This window comes from Natronosalvus caseinilyticus (genome assembly GCF_017357105.1).
GTDB lineage: Archaea > Halobacteriota > Halobacteria > Halobacteriales > Natrialbaceae > Natronosalvus > Natronosalvus caseinilyticus.
Genome location: NZ_CP071596.1, coordinates 1672145 through 1698065 on the forward strand (window position 1 = coordinate 1672145; position 25921 = coordinate 1698065).

Annotated in this window: 23 protein-coding genes; 10 read left to right on the forward strand and 13 right to left on the reverse strand. The window is 65.9% G+C overall.

All coding sequences use genetic code 11. The features are described 5' to 3' along the window. Position 1 precedes the first annotated feature (1 nt). Complete coding sequence (locus tag J1N60_RS08105; RefSeq protein WP_312912125.1) at positions 2-1369, reverse strand: TiaS agmantine-binding domain-containing protein; 1368 nt, start codon at positions 1367-1369, stop codon at positions 2-4. A gap of 217 nt (positions 1370-1586) precedes the next feature. On the opposite strand from J1N60_RS08105, the gene J1N60_RS08110 reads away from it, so the two are divergent. After that, on the forward strand, positions 1587-2555 hold the full coding sequence (locus J1N60_RS08110) for a transcriptional regulator (protein ID WP_312912127.1): 969 nt from the start codon (positions 1587-1589) through the stop codon (positions 2553-2555). 15 nt (positions 2556-2570) lie between these two features. Here J1N60_RS08110 and J1N60_RS08115 read toward each other — a convergent pair whose 3' ends face one another. After that, positions 2571-2825 (reverse strand): glutathione S-transferase N-terminal domain-containing protein, encoded by a 255-nt coding sequence (locus J1N60_RS08115; protein ID WP_312912129.1) that lies wholly within the window; start codon positions 2823-2825, stop codon positions 2571-2573. A 58-nt stretch (positions 2826-2883) separates the two neighbouring features. Next, positions 2884-4296 (reverse strand): NCS2 family permease, encoded by a 1413-nt coding sequence (locus J1N60_RS08120; RefSeq protein ID WP_312912131.1) that lies wholly within the window; start codon positions 4294-4296, stop codon positions 2884-2886. Positions 4297-4528: 232 nt separating this feature from the next. Between J1N60_RS08120 and J1N60_RS08125 the strand changes: the two genes are divergently transcribed. Next, complete coding sequence (locus J1N60_RS08125) at positions 4529-5188, forward strand: potassium channel family protein (protein ID WP_312912133.1); 660 nt, start codon at positions 4529-4531, stop codon at positions 5186-5188. A 174-nt stretch (positions 5189-5362) separates the two neighbouring features. Here J1N60_RS08125 and J1N60_RS08130 read toward each other — a convergent pair whose 3' ends face one another. Then, on the reverse strand, positions 5363-6514 hold the full coding sequence (locus tag J1N60_RS08130) for a DNA methyltransferase (RefSeq protein ID WP_312912135.1): 1152 nt from the start codon (positions 6512-6514) through the stop codon (positions 5363-5365). A gap of 103 nt (positions 6515-6617) precedes the next feature. Here J1N60_RS08130 and J1N60_RS08135 point away from each other — a divergent pair, with 103 nt between their 5' ends. Then, positions 6618-7556 carry a calcium/sodium antiporter gene (locus J1N60_RS08135; protein ID WP_312912137.1) on the forward strand — a complete coding sequence of 313 codons (939 nt, stop codon included), beginning with the start codon at positions 6618-6620 and terminating at the stop codon, positions 7554-7556. Between the two features lie 116 nt (positions 7557-7672). Continuing rightward, complete coding sequence (locus J1N60_RS08140) at positions 7673-8674, forward strand: glutathione S-transferase family protein (RefSeq protein ID WP_312912139.1); 1002 nt, start codon at positions 7673-7675, stop codon at positions 8672-8674. Positions 8675-8767: 93 nt separating this feature from the next. Here the strand turns inward: J1N60_RS08140 and msrB are convergent, their stop codons facing one another. The 4 genes from msrB to J1N60_RS08160 all read right to left on the reverse strand — a co-directional run bounded on the left by msrB (position 8768) and on the right by J1N60_RS08160 (position 12816). Continuing rightward, complete coding sequence (gene msrB, locus J1N60_RS08145; protein ID WP_312912141.1) at positions 8768-9169, reverse strand: peptide-methionine (R)-S-oxide reductase MsrB; 402 nt, start codon at positions 9167-9169, stop codon at positions 8768-8770. A gap of 60 nt (positions 9170-9229) precedes the next feature. Beyond that, complete coding sequence (locus J1N60_RS08150) at positions 9230-9391, reverse strand: hypothetical protein (RefSeq protein WP_312912143.1); 162 nt, start codon at positions 9389-9391, stop codon at positions 9230-9232. Between the two features lie 236 nt (positions 9392-9627). Beyond that, a complete protein-coding gene (mutL, locus tag J1N60_RS08155; RefSeq protein WP_312912145.1) occupies positions 9628-11925 on the reverse strand; it encodes a DNA mismatch repair endonuclease MutL in 2298 nt (765 codons plus the stop codon). A 3-nt stretch (positions 11926-11928) separates the two neighbouring features. Beyond that, the gene (locus J1N60_RS08160; RefSeq protein WP_312912147.1) at positions 11929-12816 is read right to left on the reverse strand and encodes a dihydrodipicolinate synthase family protein; all 888 of its coding nucleotides are present in this window, start codon (positions 12814-12816) and stop codon (positions 11929-11931) included. Between the two features lie 211 nt (positions 12817-13027). Between J1N60_RS08160 and J1N60_RS08165 the strand changes: the two genes are divergently transcribed. Then, positions 13028-14266, forward strand: a complete 1239-nt coding sequence (locus tag J1N60_RS08165) for an Nramp family divalent metal transporter (RefSeq protein WP_312912149.1) — start codon at positions 13028-13030, stop codon at positions 14264-14266. 42 nt (positions 14267-14308) lie between these two features. On the opposite strand, the gene mutS is transcribed toward J1N60_RS08165, so the two are convergent. Beyond that, a complete protein-coding gene (gene mutS / locus J1N60_RS08170; RefSeq protein WP_312912151.1) occupies positions 14309-17002 on the reverse strand; it encodes a DNA mismatch repair protein MutS in 2694 nt (897 codons plus the stop codon). Positions 17003-17092: 90 nt separating this feature from the next. Then, positions 17093-18205, reverse strand: coding sequence for an outer membrane protein assembly factor BamB family protein (locus J1N60_RS08175; protein ID WP_312912153.1), 1113 nt, complete (start codon positions 18203-18205; stop codon positions 17093-17095). 449 nt (positions 18206-18654) lie between these two features. On the opposite strand from J1N60_RS08175, the gene thrS reads away from it, so the two are divergent. After that, positions 18655-20613: a threonine--tRNA ligase gene (thrS, locus tag J1N60_RS08180; protein ID WP_312912155.1), complete on the forward strand. Its 1959-nt coding sequence runs from the start codon at positions 18655-18657 to the stop codon at positions 20611-20613. 113 nt (positions 20614-20726) lie between these two features. Here thrS and J1N60_RS08185 read toward each other — a convergent pair whose 3' ends face one another. Continuing rightward, the gene (locus J1N60_RS08185) at positions 20727-21353 is read right to left on the reverse strand and encodes a methyltransferase family protein (protein WP_312912157.1); all 627 of its coding nucleotides are present in this window, start codon (positions 21351-21353) and stop codon (positions 20727-20729) included. Positions 21354-21442: 89 nt separating this feature from the next. On the opposite strand from J1N60_RS08185, the gene J1N60_RS08190 reads away from it, so the two are divergent. Together J1N60_RS08190 and J1N60_RS08195 are read left to right on the forward strand one after the other, a co-directional pair. Next, the gene (locus J1N60_RS08190; protein ID WP_312912159.1) at positions 21443-22114 is read left to right on the forward strand and encodes a helix-turn-helix domain-containing protein; all 672 of its coding nucleotides are present in this window, start codon (positions 21443-21445) and stop codon (positions 22112-22114) included. Positions 22115-22213: 99 nt separating this feature from the next. Continuing rightward, positions 22214-22924, forward strand: coding sequence for a phosphoribosyltransferase family protein (locus tag J1N60_RS08195; protein WP_312912161.1), 711 nt, complete (start codon positions 22214-22216; stop codon positions 22922-22924). Positions 22925-23078: 154 nt separating this feature from the next. Here J1N60_RS08195 and cdd read toward each other — a convergent pair whose 3' ends face one another. Beyond that, a complete protein-coding gene (gene cdd, locus J1N60_RS08200; protein WP_312912163.1) occupies positions 23079-23471 on the reverse strand; it encodes a cytidine deaminase in 393 nt (130 codons plus the stop codon). Positions 23472-23597: 126 nt separating this feature from the next. Here cdd and J1N60_RS08205 point away from each other — a divergent pair, with 126 nt between their 5' ends. Beyond that, the gene (locus J1N60_RS08205) at positions 23598-23945 is read left to right on the forward strand and encodes a winged helix-turn-helix domain-containing protein (RefSeq protein WP_312912165.1); all 348 of its coding nucleotides are present in this window, start codon (positions 23598-23600) and stop codon (positions 23943-23945) included. Between the two features lie 60 nt (positions 23946-24005). On the opposite strand, the gene J1N60_RS08210 is transcribed toward J1N60_RS08205, so the two are convergent. Continuing rightward, on the reverse strand, positions 24006-25391 hold the full coding sequence (locus J1N60_RS08210; protein ID WP_312912559.1) for a phosphohexomutase domain-containing protein: 1386 nt from the start codon (positions 25389-25391) through the stop codon (positions 24006-24008). A gap of 156 nt (positions 25392-25547) precedes the next feature. On the opposite strand from J1N60_RS08210, the gene J1N60_RS08215 reads away from it, so the two are divergent. After that, positions 25548-25754, forward strand: a complete 207-nt coding sequence (locus J1N60_RS08215; RefSeq protein WP_312912167.1) for a DUF2196 domain-containing protein — start codon at positions 25548-25550, stop codon at positions 25752-25754. Positions 25755-25921 lie beyond the last annotated feature (167 nt).

The window sequence follows — 25921 nt, forward strand, 5'->3', positions numbered from 1 at the left end:
GTCACCGCTCCGGGTGCGTCGGCCCGTCGAACCCCCCTCTGACCAGCGGTTTCGCGACGTGGCGGCGCGCACACGGGGGCACCTCGTACCACCCGACCTCGAGGTCGCGTTCGAGCGGTTGGTCGACCTTCGTCGCCGCCGTCGTCCCGCAGTCTCGACAGCGATAGCCCTGGCCCCGCCCGGCGCTCTTCATCCGTCGGTCGCAGGACTCGCAGGTCGGGGTCCCGCGTTCGGTCTCGACGAGGTCGCGAACCGCGAACTTCTCGAGTTTCAGGGTGCCGCGGGCGACCTCGCCACAGACGGTGAGCCGGTCGCCGACTCGCAGAGCGCGAACCCGGTCGCGGAAGCGTTTGGTGGGCTCGAAGGCGGCGCAGGTGAGCGTCTCGGTCGCGTTTGCACTCGAGGCGTCTGCGTTGCCACTCGTGCTCGAGGCGTCCGTGTCGTCACCATTAATCGGGTCGCCCAGCTCGAAGAACACGTGCCCACCCCGTCGCGTTTCGGGCTCGCTGGCGACTCGCCCCTCGAGGCGGTAGGCCCGTCCGTCTCGAGCCGCCGAGAGCGACTCGAGGGTCGACCCGTCCCGGAGGTGGACGTCGGTTCCCTGGTTGGTCACGAACCGCTGAGTCCGGGCGACCGGTTCGCCCCCGATCGCTTCGGACACGGTCCGGACGGCCTCCGGGTCGTCGCCGCGAATCCCGTGCAGGATCGGTCCCGGCGTGTGCGGGACGCAGACTGTCTCGCCCTCGACGCGGTCGACGGTGTCCCAGACGGTCGGATAGCCCACCTCGGCGGCCGCGAAGACGCTCTCCTCGTCGATCGTTCGCGGCGTTCCCCACCGTTCCGGATCGCGATAGGCGATGCACTCGTGGGTCCAGGTCCAGTCCTCGAGGGTACCCCAGGCGCCAATGGCGGCCAGCGCCCCGATCTGGCCGCGGCCGTTGCCCGCTCCCCATCGACGGTAGTCGCGGTCGTCGGCGAGCGTCGTCGCTTCGTCGATCGACAGGTGGTCACGGATCGCCGACAGTGCGAACGCGCTCACGTCGTCGGGAACCTCGTCGGGAGCGTGTTGGGCGACGACCAGTCCCGGGTTCGTCCGCTCGTCGGCCGTCTCCGCGAGGTCCTCGAGTGTCGTCCGGGCGACGTCGTAAACCGTCTCTGGATCGCACTCCTGGTCGTGGCCGAGGTGGATGGCGAGGGCGGCGTTGCCGCGGGTCTTGTGTTCGACGGCGGGGTTGAGCCGGACCAGGAGCAGGCGCTGGACGGTCGCGCCCGTTCGTTCGGCCAGGCGGCTGGCCACCTCGGTCGCGACGTAAGTCGTACACATCCCACGCTCGCGGGAGTCCGTATCGTCGAGGCCGACGACGGTCATCGCTGCTCGTTGGGCCGCGAGTCGTTAACCGGTTTCGCCTCGCAGTTTCCCGAACCGACCCTCGCCGATTCTGATCGACTGCACTGGTCCGGCCAGTTATAAAACCGGGTGCTCGGATCTCGAGGGGTGGCGACGATCCGGCCAAAACCCAAAAAGACCGGACGGCACGGAGTCCTCGGGGAAACGCTCATATACCAGGAGTGACTTACCTTTCCCTATGTCCCGATCCGCACTGGTCGGCAACGTCACCGCGATGCTCGAAGACGCGGGCTTTACGGTGAGCGACCGGTGTGCAATTCGCCCGAAGAGCTTCGACATCGCGGCCCGCCGCGGCGAGGATCTGATCCTCGTGAAGATCCTCGGCAACGTCGACGCCTTCAACCAGGCGACCGGCCACGAGATGCGCCGACTCGGCACCTACCTCGAGGCGACGCCACTGGTCATCGGCCTGCGCAGTCGCGACGAGGACCTGAAACCCGACGTGGTCTACTTCCGCCACGGCGTTCCGGTGTTCAGCCCCGACACGGCGTACAACCTGTTCATCGAGAACGTCCCGCCGCTGATCTACGCGGCCCCCGGCGGTCTCTACGTCAACATCGACGGCGACCTGCTGGCCGACGAACGCGAGGCTCGCGAGTGGAGCCTGGGGCAACTCGCGAACGAACTCGGGGTCTCCCGCCGGACGGTCTCGAAGTACGAAGACGGCATGAACGCCTCCATCGAGGTCGCGATGGCGCTCGAGGACCTCTTCGACGCGCCCCTGACCAGCCCGGTGGACGTTCTCGAGGGCACGGAGGACGTGCGCGACCCCGACGCGACGCCCGAAGAGCCGGACGCCGACCCCGACGACGAGGAGGTCGTCGCGGTCCTCACGCGAGCGGGCTACCGGGTCCACCCGACGCTACGCTCGCCGTTCAAGGCCGTCAGCCAGGACGAGGCCGACGACGAGGACGTCGTCCTCACCGGCCACTCCCAGTTCACCAAGGCGGCGGAGAAACGCGCCCGGATCATGAGTTCCATCGGCCAGGTCACGCACACCCAGTCGGTCTACGTCGTCGACCGCGCGAAGCAGGAAAACGTCGACGGGACGGCGCTGGTCGAGCGCGAGGAACTCGAGGGCCTGGACGACGCCGCGGAACTCCGGAAGGTGATTCGCGAGCGGGCGAAGCGCGAAGAAGCGGCCTGAAACCGAACTTTTTTCTCAGGCTCCGGCGCCGTAAGTCTCCTCGAGATACGCGACGATATCGCTGCTCTCGGCCATCCCCTCGACGCCGTGAGCCTCGTCGACGATGACCGGGACGCCGGTTTGACCGCTGATAGCTTCGACTTCGGTGCGCTCGTTGCGAGCCCCCGGGACCTGGACGATGTGGTACTCGAGGTTCAGTTCCTCGAGTTTGGTTCGGACTTTCGCACAGAACGGACAGCCGGGCAGTTCGTACAAGGTAATGTCTGTCATGTATGAAAAACGGGGCTCGAGCGAGAAGAAAGACGTGGTTGCGGCAGTCAATTACTCGTCAGCCGAGCATCCCGCTCGTGTAGACGTAGAAGTAACCCACGAGCGCCAGCGCCATCAGCCACTGGCCGAGGCGCACGTCCTCGAATTCGCCGGTGGCGGCCTTGATGATCGGATATACGATGATCCCGGCGGCGAGGCCGTTCGCGATGGAGTACGTGAGCGGCATGATCGTGATGGTCAGACCGGCCGACACCGCCCAGGCCGGATCCTGCCACTCGACGTCGAGAACGCCCTCGAGCATGATGATGCCAACGACGACCAGTGCGATGAACGACGCATAGGCGGGAATCAGCGCGATTAACGGGATCAACACCAGCGCGGCGAGGAAGAGAAGCCCGACGACGAACGCGGTCATGCCCGTGCGTCCGCCCTCCTCGACGCCGGTCGAGGACTCGATGTACGTCGTCACGGTCGAGGTACCCACCATCGCCCCGACGGTGGTGCCGACGGCGTCGGCCATCAGGGGCTTATCGATGTCGGGCAGGTTACCGTCCTCGTCGAGGAAGCCGCCGAACTGGGAGACGCCGATGAGCGTCCCGGCGGTGTCGAAGAAGTCGACGAAGAAGAACGTGAAGACGACCAGCGTGAACGTCAGAGGGTCGACGTCGCTGAGGCCGTCCACGAACGCGAAGAGCAACGGCGAGATGTCGTACTGCGGGGAGGTGACGACGGCGAACGTGAGGCCGCCATCTTCACCGACGAGCGCCTCCGGCAGGACTGTCGTGCCGGCGAGTCCGGTCAGGTAAACGAGCCAGCCGAGCCCGGTCGTGGCGACGATGCCGACGATTATCGACCCCTTGATGGCTCGTGCCCAGAGCACGAACGTGAGCAACAGACCGAACAGCCCGAGCAGTGCCGCAGGATTCGTCGCGAGGCCGCCGAGCGTGACCGCCGTCGCGGGATCGGCGACGACGATCGACATCTCCTGCAGGCCGATAAAGAGCAGGAAGATCCCGATACCGGCCCCGACGGCCATCTTGACGGGTTCGGGAAACAGTCGGATAACGTACTCTCGAGCGCCGATTGCGGTGATGGCGATGAAGATGATCCCCTCGACGAACACCGCCGCGAGCGCTGTCTCCCAGGGAATTCCCATGCCGAGGACGACGGTGTACGCGAAGAAGGCGTTCAGTCCCATCCCGGGCGCGAGGCCGAACGGCCGATTCGCGTAGAACGCCATTACGAAGATGGCGACGGCCGAGGCGATGATCGTCCCGATGGCGATCATCTGGACAGTCGCGATGAAACCGTAACCCGGAATATCGATCGCGTCTGCGAGAATGAACGGGTTGACGAGGATGATGTACGACATCGCGAGGAACGTGGTGATCCCCGCGACCGATTCGGTGCGCAGGTCCGTGTCGTGAGCCCGGAAGTCGAAGTACTCCGCGAGCGTGTCGGTTGCCCCCATGTTGGACGTTCGAGCATAGGTGAGGGGGGTCGCTTAAACCTTCCCGTCTCGATGTGACCACCTATACGCATATGTGCATACTCGAGCCGTTTCGCAGGCAGCCCTCACCACTACCTGTCACTGAAATTTGAACTCGAGAGCCGATTTCGCGCTGCACGACGCACTCGCCCGACCGAGCGCGAGCCGTGTCACGGACCAACATATTTCACCCCTGCCCGCGTACCGCTATCGCATGAAGTTCATCATCGTCGGGTACGGTCGGGTGGGCGCGCGAACGGCCCGCATTCTCTCAGAGGAGGGCCACGACGTCGTCATCCTGGACAACGACCAGAAACGCCTCGAGCGCGCCGACGGCGAGGGGTTCGACGGCGTGCAGGGGGACGGTGCCGACGAGGACGCGCTGCTCGAGGCGGGCATCGAGACGGCCGACGCGATCGGTGCGATGACGCCCGACCTAAACGTCAACTTCGCGGCGTGTATGGTCGGCAAACACTACGGCTGCCGGACCGTCTTGCGGATCGACGAGGACTACCGGGAGGACATTTACGAGAAGTACGCCGCGGACGTCGACGAGATCATCTACCCCGAGCGACTCGGTGCCGCGGGCGCGAAGACCGCGCTCCTCGGCGGCGACTTCAACGTCGTCGCCGATCTGGCCCAGAATCTACAACTGACGGTGCTCGAAGTTGGGGAGGGCTCACCGGCGGTCGGCAAGCGACTCAGCGAACTCGAGTTACCCGAGGGGTCGCGGATCTACGCCCACGGGCGAAAGACCGAATCGCTGACGATTCCGCTTCCGGGGACGGCGCTCGCCGCCGGTGACGAGGTGGCGGTGATCACCGAGACGGATGCCGTCGAGCAGGTTCGAGCGACGTTGCTGACGGAGGTCTAAGTCGACGTTGAAAGAGGGGGTACGTGCAGGCACACACCGGGGAAGGATGGGAACTGATACCGTCAGGGTGGTGCGTGCCTCGAATGAACGTACTCACTGACCGGGCATAAAACTGAGTCAGACGACCGTGTGACGGCGGTCAGACGCGCTCGTTCCTCGCTCTCGACCCGAAACCTACTCGCTCTCGACCCGGAACACGAGTACGTTCTGGTGGACCATCGACGGTACGAACGAGAACGGGTAGCCGTAGACGTGGAGGTCCTTCGACGGGTCGTACCAGATCAGGTTCGCCGCGAGCGTCATCGGCGCCGCGTCCTCTATCGCTCGAGCGAGGTCGGCGGCCAGGAACGCGTAGGATTGCTCGCGGTACATGTCGCCGATGAAGACGACGGCGTAGCGTCCGGGTCTCACGACCCTCGCGAACTGGGCGAATCGCTCGCCCATCTCGGCGAGCCAGTCGGCTTTCGACTGGCCGCTCGCGTCGGCGTGCTGTGCGTCACCCTCATCGTCGCTCCCACTCTCACTCTCACTCTCACTCTCACTCTCACTCTCACGGCCACCGACATCGTCACCGCCACCGTCGTCGGCATCGGCGTCAACGGCATCGCCGCCGGCATCGAACGACCCCAACTTACTCTCTCGAGTCGCCCGCCGATTCCGCGTCTGCTCGCGCTCGTCCATGTCCCAGTAGGGGACGTCGGTCAGGAGCAGGTCGACCGAGTCCTCGGAGAGGTCCTCGATCAGGTCTGCACAGTCGCCCTCGCGGACGTCCTGTGCAGCCAGCGGCCGCTCCCCGCGTTCCCGCCGTTCCTCGTTTTCCCGCTCGAGGGCTGTCTCGTAGATATCGATCCAGCGAGGGTTGCGCTCGAAGCCGATGGCCTCCCGCAGGCCAGTCCCCTCGTGTTCACAGAGGCTCGCACCCAGTAGCGTACCGCCGACGCCCGCGAACGGGTCGAGGACGGTCTCGCCGGCTTTGCTGAACCGATCGACGAGGTCCGCACAGAGCCGTGGGGGCTTCTGCCCGCCGTGTTCGCTTCGCAGGTCGTGCTGGAGATCCGGTGGATAGGCTTCGGGGATCACCGACTTCGTGGCGAACTTCCACTCCCGGCCGGTGAGGTCGTTGAGTCGGTTTCGTTCGTCGTAGATCCCCCGTCCCTCGAGGTAGGTCTGGTGGTCGGCCAGTTCGTCGGTGTTGACCACGTCGCCGTCCTCGACGGGGAGGGACTCCTCACGCGCCCGCTCGGCGTCGAAGTCACCGTCGTCGTCGGTGAACAGGCGGCTCTGGCGGTGCCCGTTCTCGCCGCCTGCGTCGCCGTCGTCGGCCATACCTCGAGTCCTCACCGGTCGGACATAAGCGCTTTCGCTCGCGGATCGGTGTCGGACCAGTGCCGACGCCGACGCTTATCCGATCGGCGGTGGAAGGTCACCCGTGGTCCCGTTCGAACCCATCGCCTCGACTCTCGTCGGTCTTCTCGCGCTCTGGCTCGGCGCTCGCTGGCTCGTTACCGCGGCTTCCCGACTCGCTCGAGCCGCGGGCATCCCGCCGCTGATCGTCGGTCTCACCGTCGTCGCCTTCGGGACGTCGGCGCCCGAAATCGTCGTGGGCGTCGAGGCGGCCCTCGAGGGACGCGGCGCCATCGCCGTCGGCAACGTGGTCGGATCGAACGCGTTCAACCTGGGCGCGATTCTGGGCGTACTGGCGATCATCAGTCCGTTTCGCGTCGCCGATACCCTCGTCCGACGGGACGCCGTCGCGATGGCGGCGGCGACAGCGGTTGGGATCGCGGTTCTGGTGAATTTGCACGTCTCGCGTACCGAAGGCATCTTTCTCATCGCGTGTCTGGTCGCCTATATGAGCTGGCTCGCCCGATCGGCACGCGGTTCCGACGTCGACGTTAGCGAACCCGAGCGCTCGGAAACGAACCGCCATCCCGGGGTCGATGCGCTCGTCCTCGTCGTCGGCCTGGTCCTGGTCGGTATCGGCGGTCGGTTGCTCGTCCAGGGCGCGGTCGAAATCGCTCGCGCCGGAGGCGTCTCGGAGTGGCTCATCGGCGTGACGGTGGTCGCCGGGGGAACCTCCCTCCCCGAGGCAGCAGCGTCCGTCGTCGCAGCGCGGCGCGCTGAAGTCGGCATCGCGGCCGGGAACGTAGTCGGGTCGAACGTGTTCAACCTGCTGGGCGTGCTCGGCATCTCCGCGGTGGCTGCGCCGCTGGCCGTCGACGTGAGTGTTCGCTTGGGACTGTGGTGGCTCGCCGCGTTGACTGCCGTATCGGCCGTCCTCCTGGCGACCGGTCGTCGGCTGACCCGTCTCGAGGGCGTCGCGCTCGTACTCTCGGTGGCGGGCTACTGGGTGCTGGCGGCGGGTTGAGGTGTCTCCGGCCCGAGGCTCGATAGCTCCTCGAGCCATTCGTCCGTCGTCGTCGTCGCTCGAGGTGACATCGGTGTTAGCGAGGGCCTTTGTGCGGGCGGCCCCTTCATTGGTCTATGAACATGCTCGTCGACGGCGAGTGGCGAACCGACGCGTCCGAGACCACGAACGAGGAGGGGGCCTTCGAGCGCCAGACGACGACGTTCCGCGACGAGATCCGGGACGAGCCGGACGCTCGATTCCAGCCCGAAGCTGGACGGTATCACCTCTACGTCTCCTACGCGTGCCCGTGGGCCCACCGAACGCTCCTGGTGCGGTCGCTGAAGGGCCTCGAGGACGCCATCTCCGTTTCGGTCGTCGACCCCTATCGCGCCGAGGGTGGCTGGCAGTTCACACCCGAGAAAGACGGGTGCACCGTGGATCACGTCCACGGGGCGGACTACCTCCGGGAACTCTACGTGCGCGCCGACCCGGACGCGACCTGTCGCGTCACGGTGCCGGTACTCTGGGACACGAAGGAGGACACCATCGTCAACAACGAGTCCGAAGAGATCATCCGCATGCTCGATACCGAGTTCGACGACCTGGCGACCAGGGACGTCGACCTCTACCCCGAGGGCTACCGCGAGGAGGTCGACGAGATCATCGAGGCGATCTACGAGCCGATCAACAATGGCGTCTACCGGGCCGGGTTCGCGACGAAGCAGGAGCCGTACGAGGAGGCCGTCGACGACCTTTTCGAGGCGCTCGCACACTGGGACGACGTGCTCGCCGAGCAGCGCTACCTCGCCGGTGACCGCCTGACCGAGGCCGACGTCTGCCTGTTCACGACGCTCGTGCGATTCGACCAGGTCTACCACACGCACTTCATGTGCAACGTCAAGTTCATCCGCGAGTTCGACCACCTCTGGCCGTACCTGCGCGACCTGTACCAGACGCCCGGGGTCGCGGAGACGGTCGATATGGACCACATCAAAGAACACTACTACACGACTCACCCGGACGTGAACCCGCATGGCATCGTGGCCCGCGGCCCCGACCTCGAGTTCGAGGCGCCACACGATCGGGATCAGTTGTCTGGAGAGCCACCCGCGGCGCTGGCGTCGTCGCTCGACTAACCTGTCCAGTTCACGATCGTTTTACCCTCCATTCGAGTCGGTCACCGACGATTCCGCGCTCGCCGATCCGAAACGCATCGTGACTACTCGTCCCTACTCGTCCTCGAACTCGAGCGCCGCCGAGTTGATGCAGTAGCGCTGGCCGGTGGGCTCGGGGCCGTCCTCGAAGATGTGCCCGAGGTGGCCGCCACAGTTGGCACATAGGACTTCGGTGCGGTGCATGCCGTGGCTGGTGTCGACGCGCGTCTCGACCACGTCGTCGTCGGCGTCGTAGAAACTCGGCCACCCACACCCCGAGTGGTACTTCGTGTCGGACTCGAAGAGCGTGGCTCCACAGCCCGCACACGAGTACGAGCCGTCCTCCTCGTGGTCGACGTACTCACCAGAGAACGGGCGCTCGGTCCCGGCCTCCCGGAGAACGCGGTATTGCTCGTCGGTCAGGCGCTCGCGCCACTCCTCGTCGGTCAGCGCTCGCTCGTTGGATTCCTGGCTCATAGGCCCAGTAAGGGCGTCGGACTCAAGAGTCTGTCTGCGACGAGGCGGCAGGTGAGCGAACTAGCGCCCCGTCATTACGTTCGTGCTCTCACACTCCGGACACTGGGTCATCCGCCCGAGGCCGGGCACCTCGAGGCGAACCCACGCGTCGTCACCGCCGGGCGCTTCGAAGCCGCAGTTCAGACAGCGCGAGTGTCGACCGGAGGGGGGTTGCATCGCCATACTCGCGCTATGCTATCGCGTACCATATGCGTTTTTATCTCTCGAGTGATGTTTCACAGCGGTGATCGATCCGTCGATTTCGGACACTATCGTCGGAGCGTGCCGACCGGTCGGCCGCCGAACGTCCCTCCGTTGGACCCGCCACGGTGGTACGCCCCGTTCTCGCCCGATACACCTGATGGTGTAAATACTACAATTTCTATAGCTACGGTTCCCGCGAGCGGCCGTAACGACGATCAAGCGTGACCCGGATAATCCCGCTCGAATCGGTCCTCGAGGTCGCCGTACTCGAACTGCACAACGACGGGACGCCCATGGGGGCAGGCGTAGGGATTCTCGCAGTCGTCGAGCGCCTCGAGCAGATCCAGCACGGACCCCTCCGAGAGCGAGGTGTTGCCGGTGATCGACGGATAGCAGGCCAGGTCGGCGAGGAAGTCGTCGGCCAGCGCGTCGACCGTCTCGGCGCCCGCCTCGTGGTCCCCGTCGAGGAACGAGGCGAGGACGTCGCGGAGCTGGGCCGGCTCGAGGGTCTTCTCGAGGACGGCGGGGACGGTGGTGACGGCGACCGTCCTGTCGTCGACGCGGTCGGCGGAAAAGCCCAGACTCGCGAGCGCGTCCCGGTAGTGCTCGAAGGCCTCGGCCTCCACAGCAGTGAGCTCGAGTTCGACGGGCGAGGCGAGCGCCTGGGTCGTCGGATCGTCGGCGAAGGCTCGCTGGAGGCGCTCGTAGTTGACCCGCTCGTCGGCGGCGTGCTGGTCGATCAGGACGAGTCCCTCGGGCGTCTCGCAGACGACGTAGGTGTCCTTCAACTGGCCGAGTACCCGAAGTGAGGGCAGAGAGTCGTACTCGAGGGTCTCGGTAGCCGTCCCGCCCGCCAGCGTCTGCTGGTTCGTCGACGGAATGATCGAGCGCGACGGGTCGCTCGAGGCGGGGTGTCGAGATCGATCTCCTGCGTCTGTCGTCTCCGTCGTGTCCGCCGCGTCCGTTGCGTTCGCCGCATCTGTCGCATCCGACGTACCCGTCGTTCGATTCGTCTGTTCGGATACCCTCGAGGGATCGGAACGGTTCGCCTCGAGGTCGGACGAAGGGGCCGACGGTGACGTTTCGACTCCACTCGAGGTGTTCGCTCGTGATCTGTCCGACGACTGCCCAGTTTCTGGTGCCTCGGCCGTCCTCGAGCCGTCTGCCTGCGTTGCAGGCGCCTCGTTCGAGTCGCTATCTCGACGGTCGATCGAATGGGAGCCGACGGCATCGCTCGAGCCTGCCGCGGTCGACGGCCCCGAACCGCTCGAACCGCCCGTCTCGGGTTCGTCAGCCGCGCCCGCAAGCGTTCCGTCCTCGTACTCGTTGTCGGGCCCGACGGTCGCCTCCTCGGGCGCCGAGCGTCCTCGAGGAGCCCGCGAGCGGAGCAACCCGTGCTCGAGCAGCGCGTCCTCGACGGCCGACTCGACCGCCCGGCGGACGGCGTCGTCGTCGTCGAAGCGAACCTCGCGCTTTCTGGGGTGGACGTTCACGTCGACGGCGTCACCTGGGACCTCGAGGAAGAGCACGACGAAGGGGTAGCGGTCCCCGCCGAGCTGGCCCCCGTAGGCGTTCATGATTCCCTCGCGGATGGCCTCGGAGGTGACCGCTCGCCCGTTGACGTAGGTCGCGAGGTAGTCTCGACTGGCCCGGTTCGTCTCTGGGTGGGAAACCGTTCCCGAGACCGTCTCGAGCGGGCCAACCGGGAGTTCCTCGGCTTCGGCCTCGACGTCGATCATCGATCGAGCGACCTCGCGGCCGTAGACGGCGAGAATGGCGGCCTGCAGGTCGGCCTGGCCCGTCGTGGCGAACACCTCGCGGCCGTCGTGGGTGAGCGAGAGCGCCACGTCCGGGTTGGCGAGGGCGTAACGGGTGACGATCTGGTTGACGTGGGCGAACTCGGTCGCGGTGGTCTTGAGGAACTTTCGACGGGCGGGGGTATTGTAGAAGAGGTCCTCGACGACGACCGTGGTTCCCGCGGGGCAGCCGGTCGGTTCGACGGCGACGACGTCGCTGCCCTCGTAGACGAGTTCGGTTCCCGTCGGGGTTTCGTCGGCGGTTCCGTCGGCTCGAGGCCGGGTCCGAATCGTCAGCTTCGACACCGACCCGATGGTGTGGAGCGCCTCCCCGCGAAAGCCCAGGCTCTCGACGCCGCGCTCGAGGTCCTCCAGGCCCGTGATCTTGCTCGTCGTGTGCTGGCGAACCGCCCGCCGGACGTCCGTCTCGGTCATCCCGCGGCCGTCGTCGCTGACCCGGATGGACTCGGTGCCGCCTTTCTCGATTGCCACCTCGATGCGCGTGGCGTCGGCGTCGAGGGCGTTCTCGACCAGCTCCTTGACCGCGCTGGCGGGCCGCTCGACGACTTCTCCGGCGGCGATCCGGGCGACGGTGTGCTCGTCGAGTTGGTGGATGGTCGTCTCGTCCGTTGCTCGCTTGTCCGCGTCGTCCGTTGAACGAGTATCTGCACTGTCGTCCGCGTCGTGAGATGGGGCGTCGAATGTATCGTCGGTCATGAATCAGCCCTCGAGCAGCGCGTTGGTACGGTCGGTGATCGTCTTTCGACCTGCCTCGGGAACGGCCACGAGCGGCGGGCGAACCGCGTCGGACGGGAGCCACCCGCGGTGGCCGAGGGCGGCTTTGGTCGCCGGAGCGAATCCGTAGGTTCCACACGCCTCGAACAGCCCCGATATCGACGCCTGGAGTGCCTCCCCGCGCCCGGTTTCGGCGGTCTCGAGCACCTCGGCGTACGCCTCCGGAGCGACGTTCGAGAGCGCGTTCACGCCGCCGTCGGCGCCCATTCGGAGGGAAGGGACGAGCAGCGTGTCGAACCCCTGGAGACACAGAAATTCCTCGGGCGTCCGGCGCATCGCCGCCAGAAAGTACTCGAAGTCGCCGCTCGAGTCCTTCAGGCCGACGACGTTCTCGTGGTCGGCGATCGCCTCGAGCGTCTCGAGGGCGATGGGCTGGCCCGTACACGACGGGATGTTGTAGAGCACGAGGGGGAGCGGCGACTCGTCGGCCACCGTCTCGAAGAACCGGCGGTTGCCATCGGGATCGTTTGACGAGTGGAAGTACGGGGGGACAACAACCGCGACGTCGGCGCCGACCTCGGCGGCCGCTTCGGCGTAGTCGACCGTCTCGACGACGCTCGTCGCGGCGGCGCCGGCGAGCACCGGTACCTCGCCGTCTGCTCGCTCCACCGTGACCTCGACGACTCGACGCTGTTCGTCGGGCGAGAGGCTCGCGAACTCGCCGGTCGTCCCGCAGGGGAAGAGCCCGTCGATGCCGCCCTCGAGGAGCGCGTCGACGAGCGAACCCAGCGATTCCTCGTCGACCGATCCCGATTCGTCGAACGGCGTCACGATGGGACACGTGACGCCCTCGAGTGCCTGCTGGAAAGTCATGTATGGTTGTTTCTGAGCGGATGCAAAAGGGTATCGACGGGAATTCGACTGGGTTCGTGTTCCTCGAAACAGGTACGTCGGTCGATGGTCCCGTGGGATGGTTCTGTAGGGGTGGTGACTCAACGTTTTCAGCGTCTCCTTCGGAATCGTTTTCAGTGATGTCTGTTCGAATTGCCAGAATCTATTTATTTCCTGAAAGTAGTTTTGCGGTATGGTTGCAACTAACACAGAACCTGCATCGAGTCGATCTCTCTGGAATCGGATCACGGCCATTGGTCCAGCACTCATCCTGGCAGCCGTTGTCGTCGGACCGGGCAGTATCGCGCTGAGTACGATCGCCGGGAGCCTCTACGGCTACCAGTTACTGTGGGTGCCGATACTCGCGACGGTTTTTATGATTACGTACACGTGGATGGCCGCACGGATCGGCCTCGCTACCGGGGAAACGCTCCTCGAGGTCGCCCGGGAGAAGTACGGTAACGGCCTGGCGACCGTTGGTGGTGTCTTTGGCTTTCTCGCTATCCTCGCGTTTCAAGCCGGGAACAACGCGGGCATCGGATTCGCGACGAATGCGCTCGTCGGCTACGACGTCAGACTCTGGGCCGCCGTATTCTCCATCGCGGCGATCGGGTTCATCTGGTTGCCGAACCTGTACGAGAAGATCGAACTCCTCATCAAACTCGTCGTCGGGATCATGCTCGTCGCGTTCGTCGGGACGCTCGCAATCGTCGGCTTCGACGTTCCCGCCGCTGCCGGCGGGCTGATTCCGTCGGTCCCGAACGTCAACGCGCTCTTTCTCGCGCTTGGGATGGCGGCGACGACGTTCTCGATCGCTGCCGCGGCCTACCAGACGTATCTCGTTCGGGAGAAAGAGTGGGGCCCGGACCAGCTCGCCGAGAAGGGATCGGACAGCATTCTCGGTATCGCCGTCCTCGGGCTCATCGTAACGGTCATCATGCTGACGAGTGCGAGCGTCATCCACGGCGAGACCGATCCGGTCTTCGACGCCGTGGGTATGGCCTCCCAGCTCGAGCCCGTCGCCGGTTCGGGCGCGTTCTACCTCTTTACGCTCGGCTTCTTCTTCGCCGCACTCTCCTCGCTGGTCGTCAACGCGATCCTCGGGGCGACCCTCCTCGCCGACGGATTCGGTCAGGATCCGACGATGGATGGCCGACCCGTCAAGTCGTGGGCGACGGTTGCCGTTCTCTTCGGCCTCGCCGTCGTGCTCGTGTTCCAGGAGGATCCGATCGAACTCCTCCGGATAGCCCAGGCGGTCGCCGTGATCGCGTTCCCGATCCTCGGCCTTCTCATTCTCGGTATCGCGAACGACGAGGAGTATATGGGACCGTACACGAACGGGTTGATCGTCAACGTCCTCGGGATCGTCGGCTACCTCGCGATCATCGGGATCGTCCTCAATTACCTGCGCGAAGTAATCGCGTTTCTCTGAACTCCGCTGTCGGCCTCTGTTGTATCGGTTTCCGCTGCTGTTTCACTCCTCGAGATCCAGCCGTCGTTTCCACTCCTGGACCGTCGCCATCAACTCGACGGGTGGCGTACTGTTCACGTCGATCGATTCGAGGTCCTCAAGGACGGCCTCGGCGTCGGGATCGCGCTCCACGCCTGTGGCCGGCTCCGGATCGCCCCCGTCGGCGTTCGCCGGTCCCCGAAAACTCCCGCTCGAGACGTCGAACACCGTCTGCACGGGCTCGCTCGAGCCCCCACCCTTCGCTTCGATGGCCTTCTCCTCGCGCAGTCGTTCGAGGACGTCGCGAGCGCGGTCGACGACGGGAGCGGGAACGCCCGCGAGGTCGGCGACGTGAATCCCGTAGGAGCGATCGGTCGGGCCGTCGCGAACGGTTCGAAGGAAGGTCACGTCGCCGTCGCGCTCGTCGGCCGCGACGTGGACGTTCGCCACGCGGGGCAGGTGGTCGGCCAGACCCGTGAGTTCGTGGTAGTGAGTCGCGAAGAGCGTCTTCGCCCGGATCTCGTTGTGCAGGTACTCGGTGGCCGCCCAGGCGATGGAGATGCCGTCGTAGGTGGCGGTTCCTCGCCCCACTTCGTCTAAGATGACGAGCGACTCGTCGGTCGCGGCGTGCAGGATGTTCGAGAGTTCGCTCATCTCGACCATGAACGTCGAGCGCCCCTGGGCCAGTTCGTCGAGGGCGCCGACGCGGGTGAAGATGCCGTCGACCAGCCCGATCTCGGCCTCGCGGGCGGGCACGAAACTGCCGATCTGGGCCAACAGGACGATGCAGGCGACCTGGCGCATGTACGTCGACTTGCCGGACATGTTGGGGCCGGTCACCACCAGAAAGCCGCGATCCGCGTCCATCGCGACGTCGTTCGGGACGAACTCGGTCGTCTGCTCGACGACGGGGTGACGCCCCTGGTTGATCTCGAGGGCTCCGCCCCGCGAGAGGGCGGGACGAACCCAGCCGTTCTCGGCGGCGTGACTCGCCAGACTCGAGAGCGCGTCGACCGTCGCGAGGGTACGTCCGACGTCCTGGAGGAGGGCGGCCCGCTCCGCGACATCTTGGCGAAGCCCCTGGAACAACTCGTACTCGAGGTCGCCGCGCTGTTCCTCGATCCGGAGGATTTCGCGCTCCTTGTCCTCGAGTTCGTCGGTGGTAAACCGCTTCGAGTTCTTGAGCTGTTTTATCTCCTCGTAGTGGTCGGGCACGCCGTCGGCGGCCGAACGCCCGACCTGGATGTAGTAGCCGTCGGTCTTGTTCCGGTCGACGGTGACGTGGTTCAGCCCGTGCTGGCGCTTCTCGCGGTCGGCCAGCGTGTCGAGCCACTGCTCGAGTTCGTCGTGGCGCTCGATGAGGTCGTCGAGATCGTCGTCGTACCCCTTCTTCAGCATGCCGCCCTGGCGCACCGTCGACGGCGGCTCCTCGGCCAGCGCGTCCGCCAGCGTCTCGCGGAGGTCGGCGGCCCGCTCGCGGTCGACCCGATTCACGACGGTCGATAGCGGCGAGTCGGCCAGGTCGGGCGTCGATTCGACGGCCTCGACTACCCGGGGAACCAGCGCGAGGGTATCCCGCACCGCCAGCAGGTCTCGCGCGTCCGCGCTTCCGTGAGTCGCTCTCGAGGCCAGGCGCTCGAGGTCGTAGGCCCCGCCGAGCACGTCCTGGAGTTCGTCCCGGGCGAGCGCGGCGGTGGCGAGTGCGCCGACGCTCGCCTGGCGCTCCTCGAGCACGTCGAGCGAGCGCCGGGGACGCTGGAGCCACTCCTTGAGCAACCGCCCTCCGGCGCTGGTCTTCGTGTGGTCGATGGTCGCGAACAGAGAGCCGTCGCGGTCCCCGTGCATGGTCTCGGTTAGCTCGAGGTTGCGCTGGGTGGTCACGTCGAGGGTGACGTGGTCGTCCCCACGGTGGGTCTGGAGGCGGGTCATCGACGCCAGCACGCCCGCGCCGGTCTCTTCGACGTAGGCGAGGACGGCGCCCGCGGCGGCGAGTGCGGATTCCGGGAGGTCGAGGCGGTCGACGGTCTCGCCTCCGAAGTGGTCGCGTACCCGATGGGCCGCTCGTTTGGGAGCGAACGCCTCCGTCTCGTGGAGGGTGAGACGGGCCTCGAGTCGGTCGCGGAGCTGTGCGAGGAGGTCGTCGTCGGTCCGAACGTCGGGGCCAGGCAGGACTTCGACGGGAGCGAAGCGGTAGAGTTCGGTCATCGCCTCGTCGACGTCCTCGGTACCGGCGACGAGGAATCGGCCCGTCGTGACGTCGGCGAAGGCGAGTCCGTACGCGGTTTCGTCGCCGGAACTCGAGCCGGAGCCCGACCCAGATCCCGAACTCGAGTCCGAGCCCTGGTCCGCGACCACCGCCGCGAGGTACTGCGCGTCGGCGTCGCTCGTCTCGACGAACGTCCCGGGCGTTACCACGCGAACGACCTCGCGGGCGTGGCCGTCGTCGGTCTCGTACTGGTCGGCCACCGCGACGCGGTAGCCGCGCTCGACGAGCGCCTTGAGGTAGGGCGTGAGGTCGGCCAGCGGCACGCCCGCCATCGGGTACGACTGGCCCTGGGACGATTTGGAGGTCACCTTGAGCTCGAGTTCCTCGCCGACGAGTTCGGCGTCGTCGCCGAAGAACTCGTAGAAGTCGCCACACTGCATCGCCAGCACGTCCGCGTCGGTGTCGGCTTTCAGAGAGAGAAACTCGCCGACGATTCCCGTCGCCTCGGTCATACTGGCTCGAGCGTGTTCCGGAGAGTAAAGTCCTCCGGGTTGGCGGGCGACTCGAGGGCGGGTGCTCAGAGGCAGGGGCCTGGGTGTGGGTCAGGACTCCTCGAGCGCGTAGGTCGTCCCCTGACCCGTGCCGAAGTAGATCCGATCGCCCTCGAGGGCGGGCCTGTTGACGACGTTACCGTCGACGGAGACGGTCCAGCGCTCGGAGCCGTCGGCGTCGAAGGAGTAGAATTGCTCGGAGACGTCACCCACGTAGACCCGCCCGTCGTCGCGGGCGGCTGGTCTGTACGCGCTGGATTCCAGTGGCTCCCGCCAGCGCTGATCGCCGGTTTCGGCGTCCAGCGCGCAGATGTATCCGGGTCTGCTCAGATCCTCGTTTTTCTCGGCGGCCAGATCGGAACCGGTCACGTAGACGGTGTCGTTCGCCGGGGCAGGCGACGTGAACGTACGGTCCGCGTCGTCGACCGTCCACACCGAGTCGCCGGTCTCGAGGTCCAGTCGCTGGATCGACGTTCCGCTCACGTAGGCGGCGTCGCCGTTCACCGTAAGATACGGGTCCCCGGATCTCTCTGGGTCCACGCTTACGGTGCGCTCCCATCGGACGCTCGCGTCCGCCGGGTCGATGGCAGCGATGGTTCCACTCTCGTCGCCGACGAGAACTCCATCGTCGATCACTGCGTACGGCGTTGGCCTTCTCTCACCCATCTGGGTCTCCCACTCGACGGTTCCGTCGTCCGTGGCGAGCGAATACAGGTAGCCGTTTCGGGTGCCGACGATCACGGAATCGTCGACCAGAACTGATGGATTCGGACCGTGGACGAGTGAACCCCACTCGAGCGTCGTCGTCCACGACTCCGTTCCGTCGGTCGCGAACGCCGAGAAGTCGTGGTATCCAACGTAGATTCGCGAGTCGTCGACGGCGGGCGTTACGAACAGGTCCTCGGCGATATAGGCGCTCCAGGAGACGGATCCTGTTTCGGTGTCGATTGCCTTGAGCTGTCCACCTCGTGTCCCGACGTACAGCGTCCCGTCGACAAGTACCGGCCACGAGTACGGTACGTTCGATCCGTCGACCGTCCAGGCGACATTTGGCTTCGAGTCGGCGCGGAGCCTCGAGCAGCCGGCGATCGTCGCGGCTCCGACGCCGCAGGCGGCGAGAAACTCGCGGCGGTGCGTTCGTAGTGATGTGTGTCTTCTGTCCATTCGTCGTTTGATGTAACACCAGCGTAATGTCGGTATAAGCTTTCTTCTCTCGAGTTGTGCGTGAAATCGCGGGTTCGCGCCGCGAGCGTGGGGTTCGGATTCGTCCACGGCCTACCGTCGCTCGAGCGACCCCCACACCATCAAAACGTTTTTATTCCGTTCGGGGATATCCTGAGGTACGATGGTAGGTGTCTACTTTACAGGGCCGTCCGCCCGTTTCTAATTCCCACCTACCGCTCGTTGTGTCGACACGAACGCCTCGGCGAGCGGTACGCACGACGCTCGGTGCGACGCCCGGCGATACGAGTACGGACGCGGTCACGCGTACCAGCGTCCCGACATCCCGCTCGAGCGACTCGAGCGAGGATACTGCCTGTCCGTAGTCACCCGATAGCGACACTCACAGCTACCACAACATCGACACCCACTCCAACACCCACAACCCACCAATGTCAGAACCCGAATCCGAATCCGAATCCGCACCGCAATCGATCAACGTCGTCCTTCCCGACGGGTCCGAACTCGAGGTCGCCCCCGACGCCACCGTCGAGGACTGCGCCTACGAGATCGGCCCCGGCCTCGGCCGCGACACGGTCGCCGGCAAACTCGACGGCGAACTCGTCGCCAAGGAGGCCCCCGTCTACGACGAGGCCCGCCTCGAGATCGTCACCGACCAGTCCGACGAGTACCTCGACGTGCTCCGTCACTCCGCGGCCCACTGTCTGGCCCAGGCCGTCGAGCGCCACTTCGACGACGTGAAACTCGCCATCGGCCCGCCGACGGAGGAGGGCTTCTACTACGACTTCGACGACCTCGAGGTCGACGAGGGCGACTTTTCGGCGCTCGAGGCCGAGATCGAGGACATCATCGAGGCCGACTACGACATTGAGCGCGAGGAAGTCTCGGTCGCGGAGGCCGAGGAACGCCTGGCCGACGAACCCTACAAACTCGAGTTGCTCGACGAATTGGCCGAGGAGGGCGAACAGGTCACCTTCTACAGCCAGGGTGAGTGGGAAGACCTCTGTGCCGGCCCCCACCTCGAGTCGACGGGCGAGATCGGCGTCGTCAAACTGCTCGAGATCGCGGGCGCCTACTGGCGCGGCGACGAGGAGAATCCGATGCAGACCCGGATCTACGGAACGGCCTTCGAGGACGAGAGCGACCTGGAGGATTACCTCGAGCGCCGCGAGGAGGCCAAAGAGCGCGACCACCGCAAGATCGGGAACGAGATGGACCTGTTCTCGATCCAGGACGTCACGGGTCCCGGACTCCCACTGTATCACCCGCCGGGAAAGACCATCCTGCGGGAACTCGAGGGCTTCGTTGAGGACCTGAACGAGGACGCGGGCTACGACTACGTCGAGACGCCCCACGTGTTCAAGACGGACCTCTGGCACAAGTCTGGTCACTACGAGAACTACGAAGACGACATGTTCATCTTCGACGTGGGCGACGACGAGTTCGGCCTGAAGCCGATGAACTGTCCTGGCCACGCCGCCATCTTCCAGGACCACTCCTGGAGCTACCGCGACCTGCCGATCCGGTACGCCGAGAACGGCAAAGTGTATCGGAAAGAACAGCGCGGCGAACTCTCCGGCCTCTCGCGGGTCTGGGCGTTCACGATCGACGACGGCCACCTGTTCGTCCGCCCCGACCAGATCGAGCGCGAGGTCGAGGCCATCATGGACGTCATCGACGAGGTACTCTCGACGTTCGACCTCGAGTACGAGGTCGCGCTCGCGACGCGCCCCGAGAAGTCCGTGGGGAGCGACGAGATCTGGGATAAAGCGGAGGCCCAGCTCGAGTCCGTCCTCGAGAAGCGAAACGTGGACTACGACCTCGAGGCCGGCGACGGCGCGTTCTACGGCCCGAAGATCGACTACGCCTTCGAGGACGCCATCGGTCGCCACTGGGACGGCCCGACGGTCCAGCTGGACTTCAACATGCCAGAGCGCTTCGACCTCGACTACGTCGGCGAGGACAACGAGGCCCACGAGCCGGTCATGATCCACCGGGCGCTCTACGGCAGCTACGAGCGCTTCTTCATGATGCTCATCGAGCACTACGAGGGGAACTTCCCGTTCTGGCTCGCTCCCGAGCAGGTGCGCGTCCTGCCCATCTCCGACGACAACCTCGGCTACGCCCACCGCGTCGCCAACGAGTTCGGCGATTTCAGGACCGAGGTCGACCACCGAGACAGCACGCTCGAGCGCAAGATCCGGGCGGCCCACGACGACCGCGTCCCCTACCAGATCATCGTCGGCGACAACGAGGAAGAAGCCGGGAACATCTCGGTTCGGGACCGCTTCGAGGACCAGGAGTACGACGTCGAGATCGACGAGTTCCGGGCGCACCTCGAGGCCGAGCGCGACGAGAAGCGCTCCGAACCGGACTTCCTCGCGGAATAGGCCGTTACGGACCGTTTCCGTTTCGTTCTCTCCGCCATCGTTCGCGCGTCGGTTTCGTTCTCACTCGAGCGTCGGACTCGTTTGACCTCGTTTTCGAGATTGCTCGAGCACGCTCATCCCGCCGCGTCGCGCTCGGTGCGCTCGTCCGAGAGTCGCCTGAGCGTTCGCAAGCCGACGAACCGCGGGGTCACTTCGGCGTACCGCTCGTAGGCCTCCCCGTACTGCTCGCGGAGCCACGGCTCCTCGGCCAGCGGCAAGAGGAGCCACCAGCAGGCGTACAGGCCACAGAGCGCCGCCACGAACGCGGAGTTCGCCAGCAGCGCGAATCCGACCGTGGCGACGAGGTAAGCGACGTACTGTGGGTTTCTCGAGTAGCGATACCAGCCGCCGGTTCGCAATTCGCCGGTCAGGCCGACGGTCTCTTCGCTTCCCAGGTCGCGTCCGGCGGCGAGCGCCGCAGCGAACCCGGGTACGAAGAGCACGAGGCCGGCGACGAGCGTCGGCGTTCGCGGGAGGCCAAGGCCATTCCAGTCGAGGACGGCCACCACGAGCAGACATACGGAAAACGTCTGTGCGAGCGTCCACTGGGCGTAGAACCGCCTGTCACGCTCGCCGGGCGGCCAGTAGTCGGTGCGGCCCGCGATCGTCGCGAGCACGCCGATGAAATTGAGCGATAACGCGCTCGCGGCGACGACGAACGCGAGTCGTTCCGGTGCGTGGAGCGGAATCCAGTCGATCATAGTCGTGAGTTGCGCCGCGGTTTCGATCGACGTTATGACGAAGTGACTAGTGTATTTATAACAATTCGACCACTCGAGACGAACGAACCGTGAAGTCGCTCTCCGTGGAACTCTCCCAGCCCGACTGGATGCTCCACCCGATGCAGCGATTCATCAGGGACGGCGACGCCGTTCGCTACGAGGAACTCCAGGCCTGGAACGTCGACGCCCGCCAGGACGGCCTCGAGTACGAACTCTTCTACGTCGAGGCCGACCGCGAGCCCTACGAGGAGGCGCTCGAGTCCACGGAATCGATCCGGTGGTACGATCTGACGCCGATCGACGACGACTCATTTTACCTCTACGTCTGCCAGGAGACGCGCGAAGAGGACGTCCGCTGGCGCGCGGCGTTCGCCGCGCTCGACCTCGTCGTCGTCCCGCCGATTACCTACGACGAGTCCGCGGATTTCGGAATGACCGTCGTCGGCACGGGCGAGAACCTGCAGGCGATGCTCGAGGGTCTACCCGAGTCCATCGACGTCACCGTTCGCTCGATCGGCGAGTACGACCGTCGCCACGCCCCCATCGCGGACGCGCTCACCGACCGACAACTCGAGGCCGTCGCCGCGGGCGTCGAGGTCGGCTACTTCGAGGTGCCCCGCGAGGCTGGCGTCGCGGCCGTCGCCAGGGAACTGGGCTGTGCCTCGAGCACGGCGTCGCGTCTCCTCCAGCGTGCTCAGGCCCGCCTCGCCCGGCGGCTGGTGGCTCGATACCACCGATGACCGGGTCACGATCGACCAACCGGGCTACCCACGTTTGTGGTGGTGTATCACGAAACTGCCGATCGAAATATACATACTTGTGGAATCGTGCGTACACGCATGAACCGAGCCGAAAAAGCCGCGCTCCAGCTACGAGCGGTCGACGTGTTGCGGATGCTCAAAGAAACCCGGACGTACGACGAACTCGCCGAGGCGACCGGCCTGCCGGCGGGCGACCTCAACCGCTACGTCAACGGGCACGTCCTCCCCGGCACCGAACGCGCCCGCGAGGTGGTCGAGGAAGTCGGTCGGGAGGCGCTGGCGGCCGAACTCGAGGCCCGCATCCAGGTCGACTCGGAGGGGTACGTCGACAACTCCGGGGCCGTCTTCGACCAGCCGTTTCTCGACCTCGCCGCCCCCGTCGTGGCTGACGCCTTCGACTTCGAGCGCCCCGACGTCGTGCTGACGGCCGCCACCGACGGCATCACGCTGGCCGCCTCGCTCGCCAGCTACTACGGAACCCGGTGTGCGTACGCGAAGAAACGCAAGGAGACCGCCGTCGAGGAGTTCTTCGAGGCTCGCGAGCGCCTCGAGTCGGGCATCGAACTCACCTACTACCTGCCCGCGGCCGCGATCGACCCGGACGAATCCGTCCTGGTCGTCGACGACCTGATCCGGTCGGGCGAGACCCAGGAACTGCTCCTGGACATCGTCGAAACTGCGGGGGCGGAGGTCGCCGGGGTCTTCGCGCTCATCGCGGCCGGAACCGACGGCATCGAACGTGCGGAGGGGCGAACGGAGGCGCCGGTCGGGTCGTTGACGACGGTTTGAGGTTGGTTCTCGCTCTCGTCCTCTCTATCTCCTCCACTCTCGCTCTCGTCTCCCCCGGTCTCTCCCTCTCTCTTCTCCCTCCTTTCGCTCTCTATTTTGCTTTCCCCTCACTCGAGCCACGCTCCACTCGAGCCACACTTTCACCTCCCTCGCCTCACTCGAGCATCTCTTCGGTGATCGTATTCGGCAGGAGCTCCCCGAGGGTGTACTCACTCGGCGGGTCGTCGTCGCCCTCGTCACAGTAGACGACGAGGTCGTCGTCGGCGAACTCCGCGAGCGTCTGACGACACATCCCGCAGGGGGTGACGCCGTCGCGACGACCCGAACTGACGGCGAGTCGGGCAAACTCGCGGTGACCGTTCTTGACGGCTTCGGCGATAGCGACCTCCTCGGCGTGGAGGCTGTTGCTGTAGTTCGCGTTCTCGAGATTGCAACCGACGAAGACCTCGCCGTCGGCGGTCTCGAGCGCCGCGCCGACGGGGTACTTGGAGTAGGGGACGTGGGCTCGAGACTGGACGTCGCGGGCGGCCTCGATGAGTGAATCCATGGCTGTGGGCCACGGTTCGGCGGGGAGGTATCAAAGCGTTTCGTCGAGATCCGAGCGCCTGCCAGCGATTCCCACCGAGTGGGAGCGACTGACGGGAGGTATGTGAACACGCGGTGACGATTACGTATGGGCCAGATCGTATCCGACGGACACCCGTGCGGTATCAGCGACGGGGAGGGTGGCTGCAACCCCGAGCGCATCGTCTCCCTCCTCTCCGAGGACACCGCTCGCGAGCTGTATCGCTACGCGGACGGCCCGACGACCGTCGGCAAGTTCGCGGAGGGACTCGAGCTGCCGCTCAGCACGACTTACCGAACGATCTCTCGACTCGAGGACGCCGGACTGTTGCGCTCGGTGAGTCGGACCGATCCGGCGAGGTACGTCCGCGCGGCCGACCACGTCTCCGTGAGCTACGACGACTCGATTCGAATTTCGTGCGTGCGAGGAGGCGTACCGCTGTACTGCGATCTATAGGCTCGGTCACTCTGCTTTTCGCTTTGCTTTTTTCGCTCTACCTGACTCCCCACGGCAGTGTTATCGGTGGTCGGCCACCGCCGACTCGATTACCTCACGCGCGTCCGAGACGAGCGCGTCGACGTCGTCGCTCTCGGCGTACAGGCGGACGTAGGGCTCGGTCCCGCTCGGGCGAACCAGCAACCACGAGGCGTCGGGGAACTCGAGGCGGACTCCGTAGTCGGTGTCGACCGCTACGTCGTCGAACGCCGCCGGCAGCGTCGACTCGAGGGTCGCCATGGCGGGACCTTTCGCGGACTCTGGGCACTCGACCGAGACCTTGCGGTAGGGTCGTTCGGTGACGGGGTCGCGCAGGGCCTCGAGCGACCCGGCCTCGAGAGTGAGCGCGCCGACGACGGCCGCGCTGGTGACGCCGTCGATCCAGCCGCCGGAGGCGGTGTGGATGTGTTTCCAGGGTTCGGCCGCGAAGACGACTTCGGTGTCCGCCGCGGTGCCGTCTCCGGCGGCCGCTGCTTCGACCCGGGCGATTCCCTCGTGGAGCGAGCCCAGCCGAACTCGCTCGACGCGGCCGCCGGCCTCACGAACGCGCTCGTCGATTCTGGCGGAGGCGTTGGGCGTCGTGACGACGACCGGGTCGTCTGCGGCGCTCGTTTCGGTGTAGTGGGCGGCGACGACCGCCAGGATCGTGTCCTCGTGGACGACCTCGCCGTCGCCGTTCAGGACGACGAGTCGGTCCGCGTCCCCGTCGTGAGCGAGCCCCAGGTGGAACGAGCCCTCGGCCAGAAACGCCGAAAAGTCCGTTAGCGTCTCCGCGGTGGGCTTGCTCTCCCGGGCGGGGAAGTGGCCGTCGACGGTCGCGTTGATCGCCACCACGTCGGCGCCGAGGACGTCGAGGACCTGCGGGGTCGCCAGCGCGCCGACGCCGTTGCCGCAGTCGACGGCGACCGACAGTCCCGCGAGCGGCCGGTCGTCCTCGTCGGGGAACCGCTCCCGGACGTAGTCCACCACGGCCTGGCGGTACCGTTCGAGGACGTCGCCACGTCGCGGTTTCCCCCACTCGTCCCACGGGGCGAGTTCGGGCGTTTCGACGACCGATTCGATCGCCTTCTCGGCCTCGCGGTCGTACTCGACGCCGTCGACGAACAGTTTGATCCCGTTGTCAGCGGGCGGGTTGTGACTCGCCGTGACCATGACGCCGCGACGCCCCTGCGAGGCGAACGCCAGCGCGGGCGTCGGCACCTGGCCGACGCGTTCGACGTTCGATCCGGCGCTCTCGAGGCCAGCCTCGAGCGCGGCGGCCAGTGCGGGCCCGGTCTCTCGGCCGTCCCGACCGACGACGAAGGAGTCGCCCGGCGAGCCGGCGGCCTGCCCGACGGCGAGCGCGAGCGATGGCGTCACCGTGTCGGCGACGGGGCCGCGAATACCGGCGGTTCCAAAGAGGGTCATGGGGTGGTGTTGCTCGAGGAGGTACTTAGCGACACCGTCTCGAGGAGTTCCGTTGGCCGGCGTCGATGCCATTACGAATTCAGGAGCTAGCACCTCCCTGCGTTCGGCGCGACTGCAGGCACCACGCTTTTTGACGTCACCGATGGACCCTCGCGTATGTCCGACGAACGTCCGTCAGCCACCGAACTCAGGCAAGGAATGACCGTCCGAATCGTCCAGGGCGATCAGGACGTCCAGTCGACCGACCAGGAACCGATCGTTGGCGAGATCGGCACCGTCATCGGCGACGACGCGGATGGGCCAGAAGTCGAGCTAAAGAACGGGGCCGTGGGACACGTCCTCGAGGTCGTGGCCGACGCGTAACCGTCGATCAGGAAAGACGCGCGAAAACGCCTCGAATCACTCCTCACGTGACCACGAACGCGCCGAGCATTTCGCCCACTATCGCCTCAGTCGAGTAATCTTTTCCTGGTCAGACCCAACCTCTGGGTGTAATAAAGAATCTCCTCGTAGTACTGAGTGTCTGCGTC